This window comes from Butyricicoccus sp. AF35-5AC, from assembly GCF_003477715.1.
GTDB lineage: Bacteria > Bacillota > Clostridia > Oscillospirales > Butyricicoccaceae > Agathobaculum > Agathobaculum butyriciproducens.
Map to the genome: position 1 here is coordinate 1 of NZ_QUDX01000007.1, position 9,667 is coordinate 9,667.

General features: G+C 52.6%; 6 protein-coding genes. All 6 read left to right on the forward strand.

What is annotated here, in order from left to right; genetic code table 11:
* Positions 1 to 392 precede the first annotated feature (392 nt).
* Positions 393 to 3,002 (forward strand): RNA polymerase sigma factor, encoded by a 2,610-nt coding sequence (locus DWZ82_RS09930; RefSeq protein WP_158575177.1) that lies wholly within the window; start codon positions 393 to 395, stop codon positions 3,000 to 3,002.
* Between the two features lie 86 nt (positions 3,003 to 3,088).
* Positions 3,089 to 4,456 (forward strand): YARHG domain-containing protein, encoded by a 1,368-nt coding sequence (locus DWZ82_RS09935; RefSeq protein ID WP_118480539.1) that lies wholly within the window; start codon positions 3,089 to 3,091, stop codon positions 4,454 to 4,456.
* Positions 4,456 to 5,280 (forward strand): N-acetylmuramoyl-L-alanine amidase family protein, encoded by an 825-nt coding sequence (locus tag DWZ82_RS09940; protein ID WP_118480541.1) that lies wholly within the window; start codon positions 4,456 to 4,458, stop codon positions 5,278 to 5,280. The genes DWZ82_RS09935 and DWZ82_RS09940 overlap by 1 nt, the downstream gene beginning before the upstream one ends.
* Before the next feature lie 317 nt (positions 5,281 to 5,597).
* Positions 5,598 to 7,451: an RNA polymerase sigma factor gene (locus DWZ82_RS09945; protein WP_147356924.1), complete on the forward strand. Its 1,854-nt coding sequence runs from the start codon at positions 5,598 to 5,600 to the stop codon at positions 7,449 to 7,451.
* 152 nt (positions 7,452 to 7,603) lie between these two features.
* Positions 7,604 to 9,019 carry a hypothetical protein gene (locus DWZ82_RS09950; RefSeq protein WP_118480545.1) on the forward strand — a complete coding sequence of 472 codons (1,416 nt, stop codon included), beginning with the start codon at positions 7,604 to 7,606 and terminating at the stop codon, positions 9,017 to 9,019.
* A gap of 252 nt (positions 9,020 to 9,271) precedes the next feature.
* Positions 9,272 to 9,667: RNA polymerase sigma factor (locus tag DWZ82_RS09955; RefSeq protein WP_199667456.1), on the forward strand; the 396-nt coding region annotated here is incomplete at its 3' end.

Sequence of the window (9,667 nt, forward strand, 5' to 3'; positions counted from 1 at the left end):
TTAAACAGCATGATTTGACGTTCAATCGCCAACATTAGAATTATGGAGTAGCGATTGTCGCATTTCTTATGCGGCTTACGAAAATGTAAAGTAAATTTGCAAAATGGCTTATCTATAGGAAGACAAATGGAGAAAGCTCATGTTATTTTGCATGAGACGTTTTCTTATGAGTAGAAATAGAAGGAATATTGGAATAGAATGTAGTAAATATGTTGCTGAACTATACCATACATGGTAATATAATGAATATATTGTTACCTGCTTGCAGAATGCAGATACTTTAAAAATTTTCAGAAAAAAATCGAGAATCTTAAATCTTTTTTAAAATTCGTCCCTCTTATATCCGTGAAGGGAGGGAAGAACTCCAAATCATGAAACCGGAGGCAGACAGCATGGAAATGAAAGAGCAGATAACACAGGAAGAAGCGTGTGCTCGGGGGCTGATGGAAGCAGAGTACGAACAGCTTGCTAAGCTGGTAACAATGCTGCAGGTGAACCCTAATGATGGGCGGGCATTTGAAAAATTTTATGAACTGACATACCCGCGTATCCTGTACACAGCACGTGGTCTGGTCGATAACGAGCAGTCTGCGCTTGACGTTACACAGGAGGTATACATTGCGTTTTATAAGAATATTGAAACAATTCGGCAGCCAAGAGCAATCATAAGCTGGCTGCACCGCACCGCAACCGGCAAGGCAAAGGACATGCGCGAACGTGCCTCTGCGCAGAACGAAACTCTGCTGCAGAGTGAGGAGCAGGAGTATGTATTTACCAACACCGAGGAGCACCGTGCAGACTTTGTACCGCACGAGCAGATGGACGCCCGCGCAACACGTGAAATTATCGGCGAAATGCTGACCGAACTGCCTGCTGAGCAGAGTCAGACACTGGTATACCGCTTTGTAGAGGGGCTGCCGCTGGCAGAAATCGCGGAAATTATGGACTGTACGGTCAGCACGGTAAAGAGCCGTCTCAAATACGGCAAGGCAAAAATCGAAGAACAGGTCACCGCGATGGAGAAGAAGGGCATCAAGCTGTACTCCACCTCGATTCCGATGCTGCTAGCATGTCTGCGCTGGCTCATGGCGGAGCGCGGCGCACTTGCAGCCGAACAGGCCGCCGGGCTGTTGGCACAGGTGGAAAGCACGGTCGGTTTGACCGCTTCGGCGGCAGCCGGTGCGCAGGCGGCGGGACACACCGCCGCGGCGAAGGCCGGCACGGCGGCAAAAGCCGGTGCCGCGACCAAAGGCAGTGCCGTCGGCACCAAGGTAGTCGCCGGTGTGGCGGCTGCGGCAGTGATCGCCGGCGGCGTGGTCGGTGTGTCGAAGCTGAAGGCGCGGGTGCAGGTCAACCCGCCGGCCACACAAGCGGTCACGCTCAGCGCGGAAGAACAGGCACTGCAGGACGATTACAACCGGAATACCGCGTATTTGAAGGTGATTTCGGACCTGCAGGAAGAGTTCGGCGTGCGTACGCAGATCAGCGACAACGCCTATTCCGGTCTGCTGATGGCAAAGCTGGTGGACTTTGGCGCCGACGGCACGGATGAACTGCTGTGCGTCTGCACAGACGATATATTATATACGAACCGCGGTCGAATGCCAGGCGTCAATGCCAACTGCTGGTATATGGTATACCGTTGGAACGGCACACAGGCGGAGCCGCTCACAGATAGCGAGATATCCGGCGGATATATATTGGAAGGAACAAGTGACGCTGATTGGAAGTTCTCGGATTTTCATCTGTATCAGGATCAGACGGATTCCAAGATTTATTTGTGCACCGATTCCTTTAGTCCTCCTTCCGGCGCACCGGATGAGGACGAGCATCTTCAGTGGCAAGAGTCCTTCGTAAAGAACACAGTACAGGATGGAAAGTGGGTGAAAACATGGTCTGCTACGTTAAACAAAGATCTCAGGAACGGCAGCTATCTTTCGGCATGGATCTATCCGGACAAGCGGACGCAAACCGAAACAAGCTGTGACAGTGTAGAGCAGGAATATGCGAATATTCGCCGGAACAGTACCTATTACCGGATAACTGATTTGAACGATCCCAGTTCGCCGGGCGAACCGATCCAAAGTTTGCCGGGTTATCCGCAGACACCGGCCGGAGGATATGCGCCGCCGGAAGACCTGAATATTCTGATCCAAGCCATGCAGCAGCAGGCGGAACAGGATAAGCAGCAGCTTGGCAATGCCTTTCAGGAGTTTACGGCGGATACATCCGAATCGTTGGAACGGCTGGCAGGCAAGGTGACGCATAAACAGATGGAAGCAGTTCAGCAGAATTCACTGTCTCAAATGAGTGTTAATAATACCGTTATGATAGATAGTCAGACGGTAGCGCAGTTGGCGGCAGCAGATCAAAGCCGTCGGGACAGATGGAAGGCCGTTTGTGATGCTATGCTGGATTGTATACGTTTGGCAATGCCGCAGAACGAATATCAGAAGATAGCGCAGGGGCAACAGAACTGGGAGACTGAGGTCGCACAGGCGGACAGCACGCCTTGGTATGAAAGCAATTCAGTAAATGATTATAAGGCTGCTAATTGGAGCGAACAAACCAAAATGTATGAAGAACATGCGGAATATCTGAACGTCTACTATCAGGTAGCGATCGGCTCCATTGGAGGGCTGGAAGAACACTGGGCTTCCGAGAATAGTGCAGCAGTTGATCCAGCCGATTATATCGGGCATTGGACGGTCGATCAATATGCGGATAAAAGCAATACTTCCGTAGATATATATCTGGAAGAATCCAATGGTCAGCTCGTAGTTTCGGTAGATCAATGGCTGGTACAATGGACTACTGCATACGATATCCCATTGACCTTGAACGATAATAAAACAAGAGCAATCGGTACATATACGGACAGTCAGGGCAATTTCGGCGCGATACAATTGGATTTTGAAAACGGAGAACTGTATGCAACTACAACGCAGTCCGGCAATTTCGGATTTACACTATATCAGAATCACTGTACCCGTGATTCATAAGGCGGACAGCGAATATCAAACCCTATTGGAAAAACGAGAATAAGCTAAACACAATCTACCACGACAAAATAAAGGAGGACTAAATTATGTTCTGTGAAAAATGCGGTCACAAAATCGAACCAGGCGAGCTGTTCTGCACCAACTGTGGTGCAAAGCAGCCGGAGCAGCCGGTGCAGCCCAAGCCGGCAGAGAAGCCGGTGGAAAAAACGGTAGAACAGCCGGCACAGCAGCGACCGGCGCAGCCGAAGCCGTCTCAGTCGCCGGTGCAGCCGCGCCGACAGGAACGCCGGCAGTATTCCGCCGATGATTTTCTGGGCGGACCGGAAAGTCGTCCGAATCCTAGCAGCAACGACCGTCCGAACGGATACCGCCCGAATAACGGCGGCAGCAGTCCGAGCAACGACCGGATACAGAACGGCGGAAACCATCCGTACAGCAGGGGACCGATCAATCCCATGCCGCAGATGCGGGAGCCGGAACCGAAAAAGCGCAGCAAGGTGCCATTCATTCTTGGTGGCGTGGCGGCGCTGCTGATCATTGCGGGCGGCGCGGCATGGGCGCTTGACCTGCTGCCGTTCGGCAAGGCGGACAGCAAGCCGGAGGACACCGCTACGGCAGAGCAGACCGACGGCACCGCTGAAAATGCGGAAAACGGTGCGGCGGCAGTCGATCCGGCAACGTATACCGGCTACTGGATGATCGACTGCTACAACAGCGAAAGCACCAGCTTTGCGGGCTTTGAACTGTCTGGTACGGCGGATGCGCTGAGCTTTTCGGCAAATCAGACGTGGAACCAAGGCGAACACACGGCGAGCATCGCAAAGACCACGCTCGCGCTCAACGAGGACAAAACGCAGGCGACAGGCTCTTATACGGACAACAATAATTCTTCCGGTACGGTAACGCTGGACTTTGAAGACGGCGAGCTGTATATCACGCTGACCGGCAGCGGCACATGGAGCATGACTGTGCAGAAGGAGCATTGCACCCGTGATCCCTACGGCGCACAGCGGCAGTACACAGCAAGCGCGGCGCAGCCGTCCGCCGGTATGTCCGGCGCGACCGGTATCAACGGCGGCAGCAGCTCGACCACGACCGTGCAGCAGCCGAGTTCCTCGGGTTATGTATTCTATGTGAACGGTCAAACTGCTTCGCAGGGTATTAACGACATCAGCGCGGCTTCGATTGGCAGCGACCGTCTGTGGCCGACAGATACTCTCACAATCAGCGACAGCGACCTGAGCAAGCTGACACGCATGGAAGTAGCCGCCGTCCGCAACGAAATCTATGCGCGCCATGGCTATTCGTTCAGCTCTGCGGACTGGAGAAGCTACTTCTCCACGGCAACATGGTATACGGCAAGCAGCAGCTACTCGGATTCCATGCTCACCAGCACTGAGCAGTTGAATCGCGACACAATTGTAAAGTTTGAAAAGGCGAAGGGTTGGAAATAATGAAGAAAATGATCGCAATGCTGCTGGCGCTGCTGTGTTTGAGTGCCTGCGGCGCGCCCAAGCAGGAGACGACAGAAACGGCGGAGCAGCCTGAACAGACCACGGCCGATACCGTGCAGGAGCAGCCGAAATCCGAACCGGTATCGGTACCGGAGCCCGAACCCGAACCTGAATCGGCTCTGCCGCTGGACGGCAAGATCATCTGCGTCGATCCCGGTCATGAGGTGACCGGCCTGCGTGTGCAGGAGCCGATCTCTCCGGCGAGCAGCGCCACCAAGGAGGCCTTTGTCGGCGGCGCCGCCGGCAGAAACCAGACCGAGGAACAGCTTAATCTGGCAGTCGGTCTGCGGCTGCAATCCTTGCTGATTGAGCAGGGTGCGACCGTCATCATGACCCGTACCACCCATGAAAGCGATATGACCAGCTACAAGCGGGCGCTGTTGGCGAACGAAAATCACGCAGACCTATGCATCCGCATCCATGCGGACGGCTCGGAAAGCTCGTCAGTATATGGCATGTCCATGCTGGTGCCCTACGGCAGCCAGCTTGCCACACAGGATATCGTTGCGCCAAGCCAGAAAGCGGGTGAGTGCGTACTGAACGCAACGCTGGCTGCGACTGGCGCCAAAAACAACGGTATTGTGCAGCGTTCAGATCTGACAGGCTTCAACTTTGCGGAAGTTCCGACCATTCTGATCGAGATGGGTTTTCTCAGCAATCCTGATGAGGATGCCCTTATGCTGACCGATGATTATCGGCAGAAGCTGGCACAGGGCATGTGCAACGGCATTCTGGATTATTTCTCTGGCACAGTGACCGAGTAAACGGGAAACAGGATTTACATTTATCGAAAACGCTCTGTCATCTATTTGGATGATCGGGCGTTTTCTGTTTTTTCGTGTCTAAACTGCAGATTTGTAAAATGTTGCGGTATGAGGGTGGAATGGAACAAAAATTGGAGTATAATTGAAGGGATTTTAACATAATTCATAGAAAGAAATTTTTCTGAAAAAATCAAAAATATTTAAGTCTTTTCGGACTACCTCTCCCTCTTATGTTTGTGAAAGGGGGATAGTGCTTGTACGAAAACCAATCCTGCGACTGTATCGCAGAGACCAGAAAGAAACCGGAGACAGCAGATATGGATGAAAGAGAACAGCTTAAACAGGAAGAGGAAAGCGCCCAGTCCTTTATGCAGGACGAATACGACCGCCTGACGTCACTGGTGTGTGCACTGCAGGCCGATCCCGGAGACGACCGAGTGTTTGAGACCTTTTATCAGGCGACCTACCCGCGCATTCTGTATACCGCGCGCCATCTGGTCAACAGCGAGCAGGCGGCGCTGGATATTGCACAGGAGGTATATATTGCGTTTTACAGAAATATCGGGAATATCAAAGAGCCGCGCGCGGTCATCAGCTGGCTGCACCGCGTAACGCACAGCATTGCGCGGGATTACCGCGAACGTGCCGCAGCCCGTAACGAGGATTTGATCAACGAGGGACAGGAATATCTGTTCACCGATGTGGCGGAGCAGCGCACGGACTTTGTGCCGCATGAGCAGCTCGATGCGCAGGCGACGCAGGAGCTCATCCGCGGGATGCTGGATGAGCTGCCGGAGGAACAGTCCCGCACGCTGGTTTACCGCTTCACTGAGGGACTGCCGCTGGCAGAGATTGCGGAGATCATGGACTGCACGGTCAGTACGGTCAAAAGCCGCCTGAAATACGGCAAGCAGAAAATTGAGGAGCAGGTATACGCGCTGGAGAAGCGCGGCATCAAGCTGTACTCCACCTCGATCCCGACGCTACTGCTGTGTCTGCGCTGGCTGATGGCAGACCGCGGCGGACTTTCGGCGGAACAGGCAGGCAGACTGCTGGCACAGATCAACAGCGCGATCGGCGCGGCGGCGTCGGCGGCAGCGGGCGCGGCGCAGAGCGTCGGAACGGCAGCAAAGGCCGCAGCCGCAAAAACCACCGGCAGTACGCTTGGCACCAAGATCGCGGCGGGCGTTGCTGCAGCGGCTATTGTGGCAGGCGGCGTGGTCGCAGTGCCGCGCATCATGCAGAAGGTCAACCCGCCGGAGTCGGTCGTGCAGACCGAACCGGCAGCCGAGCCCGAGACGGAGCCCGCGCTCACCGCCGAGGAAAAGGCGGTCGTGCAGGGCGATTACGACCGCAACACCGCATATCTGAAGGTCATTTCGGATTTGCAGGCACAGTACGGAACCCCGACACAGCTTGGCACAAATGCTTATTCGGGATTGCTGATGATCAAGCTAGTCGATTTCGATGCCGATGGCACGGATGAGCTACTATGCGTATATACGGATAAGGCATATTCGGAGTATGCAAATGCCAATTTGAATATGTGGTATGCAATCTATAGCTGGAACGGGACACAGGCTGATCGAATTACCGAGCAGTCACTAACAGAGAATGTAACATATGAACTGGATTACTATACATGGCGTTATGCAGACTTCTATTTATACCAGAACTCTGCGGATTCTAAAATTTATCTGTGCGATGATGTTTTGTGGGGACCGACTGGTGGCGTATATGACGATGGTACAGCATCGTGGTCGGATACAATGACAGAATATGGACTGCAAAACGGAACGTGGACACAAACCTGGAAGGGCGAATTGCTTCGTGATCTGCGGGATGGCAGACACTTGCAGGCGACTCTGCGCGGTACGGATAATGGTTTTGTCAATGTAGAGTGGAATATGATTTCGCAGGAAATTGATAAGATTCGTCAGAATGGCACATATTATCGGTTTACCTTCCTAAATGACCCGACCTCGGGTAATATTACGCCGATGATCGACCAGATTTCAGTCTATCCGAAAACCCCTGCAGGCGGTTACACCCTTCCAGAGAATCCGAGCGTACTTATTGCAGCCTTGCAAAACGAAACTGCACAGGCAAAGCAGCAGCTTGGCGATTCGTTCCGCGAATACGTTGCACCGCCGGAGAATGCGAACGCTTAGTGCGCATTGAAAAAAACGAAAAAATTTTTCCATAAAGAATGGAAAAAACCGTCGAATTTGCTATAATAGGAGGTAAGGAAAAAAGAGGCAGGCATAAACCAGCCGACAGGCTGTTTTATAAAAAGGTCATTTCACAGAAAGAGGGTAAAGCAATGGACGAAAACAGAAGAGACGACAATCTGGTTGAGGAACCGGTGCCGCAGCAGGATGGCACGCAGGAATTTCAGCCGCAGAACGGCGCGGAGCCGCAGGAGTTCCAGCAGCCGCAGCAGGAGTACCAGCCGGCTTCCGTCGAGCCGCAGCAGCCGATTTACGAGCAGCAGCAGCCGGACTACACACCGATTCCGCAGCCGGTCTATCAGCCGGCACAGGCAGCGGCAAAGCGGCAGGACAAAAAGCTGTTCGGTATCATCGCCGGCGGCGTTGTGGTAGTGCTGATCGGCATTATCGCGCTGTTTATGATGATCAGCGGCGGCAAGGCCATCAACCTGCGGGACTACGTTACCATCACCTACTCCGGCATTGACGGCAAGGGCACGGCCTATGTTTCCGTTGATTACGAAAGCATGGCGAGCGCGTCGCTCTCCTCCAAGGAGAAATCGCAGATTGAAAACGGCGATATCACCAGTGTTTCCACCTGGCAGACTGCCGCAGCGGGCTGGGGTGCGCTGTACACCAAGCAGAGCGTGCTCTCGAGCGCGATCACCTGCACGCTGGAGGACCAGCCGGACGGCCTTTCCAACGGCGATACCGTTACCGTGCAGGTCGATATCGACAAGGACGCGCTCAAGGCGGTCGGTATTAAGGTAAAGGGCAAAGACTTCACCGACACGGTTTCCGGACTGATCGAAGTGCAGAATATCGACGCATTTGCGGATATTTCGGTGCAGTTCAGCGGCATTGCGCCGAACGGCGAAGCGCAGGTCATCAACAACAGCCGCGACGCCGCCTGCATGCAGTATGAATACGATCTGGATAAGTCCGAGGGTCTTTCCAACGGCGATACCGTAACCGTTACCATCAGCGACTACAATCTGGACGATATTGCGGAGCAGACCGGCGAAGCACCGGCGGAAATGCAGAAAACCTTTACGGTTTCCGGTCTGAGCGCCTATGTTACCAAGCTGGATCAGGTGAATGATACCGCGCTTGCAAGCATGAAGAAGGAAGCTGAGGATTATATCCAGGCACTTTCTGCACGTAACTACGCGGATACCGAAACTATGAATGGTTTTACCTATGTCGGCAGTTATCTGGAGGTTGCAAAGCCGAATGCAGGGGCATGGCACAATAACTGGCTTGATCTGGTTTATGAAATCTCCTACTCGAACTCGTATGGCGGTTCCTTTAAGTATTACTACGGTATAGGATTCTCTGATCTGGTACTGCAGGCAGATAACAGTATTGATGTGGATTTGAGCGACTACTCGACTACCAGTCATACGTTCCATTTCACTTCCGGAGATCATGGCTATTATCTGTATGGCTATCAGACCCAGAAGGACCTGTTTGATGACTGGATTAAGTCGTCTATGGATACATATACATATGAAACGGATATTGCATAATTAGCAAGAGCAAAAGTCCAATCATCCTCGTGATGGTTGGACTTTTTATATCATAGGCTGCTATACGAAAATTAAAACCTCATTGAGGGAATATATTGCCGAAACAAGTCAAATATGGTAATCTTTTTATGGAACGCGATATCTAAAAAAATTTTTCACAAAATCGAGAATTCTAAATCTTTTCCAAAATCCATTCCTCTTATATCTATGAAGGGAGAAAAACTCCAAACTAAGAAACCGGAGGCAGACAGCATGGAAATGAAAGAACAGATAACGCAGGAAGAAGCTGCTGCGCGCGGCATGATGGAAGCGGAGTACGATCAGCTTGCAGAGCTGGTCACGGCACTGCAGGCAAACCCTGGGGATGATCGGGCGTTTGAGAAATTCTACGAGCTGACGTACCCGCGCATTCTGTACACGGCACGCAGTCTAGTAAACAGCGAACAGTCCGCGCTGGACGTGGCGCAGGAGGTTTACCTTGCGTTTTATAAAAATCTAGCCAATATCCGTCAGCCGCGAGCGATTGTCAGCTGGTTGCACCGTACTGCAACCGGCAAGGCGAAGGACATGCGCGAACGCGCCTCTGCGCAGAACGAAACCCTGCTGCAGAGTGAGGAGCAGGAGTATGTATTTACCAACACCGAGGAG

Excerpts from the sequence above, each read along its gene's own strand:
- DWZ82_RS09945 (WP_147356924.1), top strand. The coding sequence starts at position 5,598 with ATGGATGAAAGAGAACAGCTTAAACAGGAAGAGGAAAGCGCCCAGTCC.
- DWZ82_RS09935 (WP_118480539.1), top strand. The coding sequence starts at position 3,089 with ATGTTCTGTGAAAAATGCGGTCACAAAATCGAACCAGGCGAGCTGTTC.
- DWZ82_RS09950 (WP_118480545.1), top strand. The coding sequence starts at position 7,604 with ATGGACGAAAACAGAAGAGACGACAATCTGGTTGAGGAACCGGTGCCG.
- DWZ82_RS09940 (WP_118480541.1), top strand. The coding sequence starts at position 4,456 with ATGAAGAAAATGATCGCAATGCTGCTGGCGCTGCTGTGTTTGAGTGCC.
- DWZ82_RS09930 (WP_158575177.1), top strand. The coding sequence starts at position 393 with ATGGAAATGAAAGAGCAGATAACACAGGAAGAAGCGTGTGCTCGGGGG.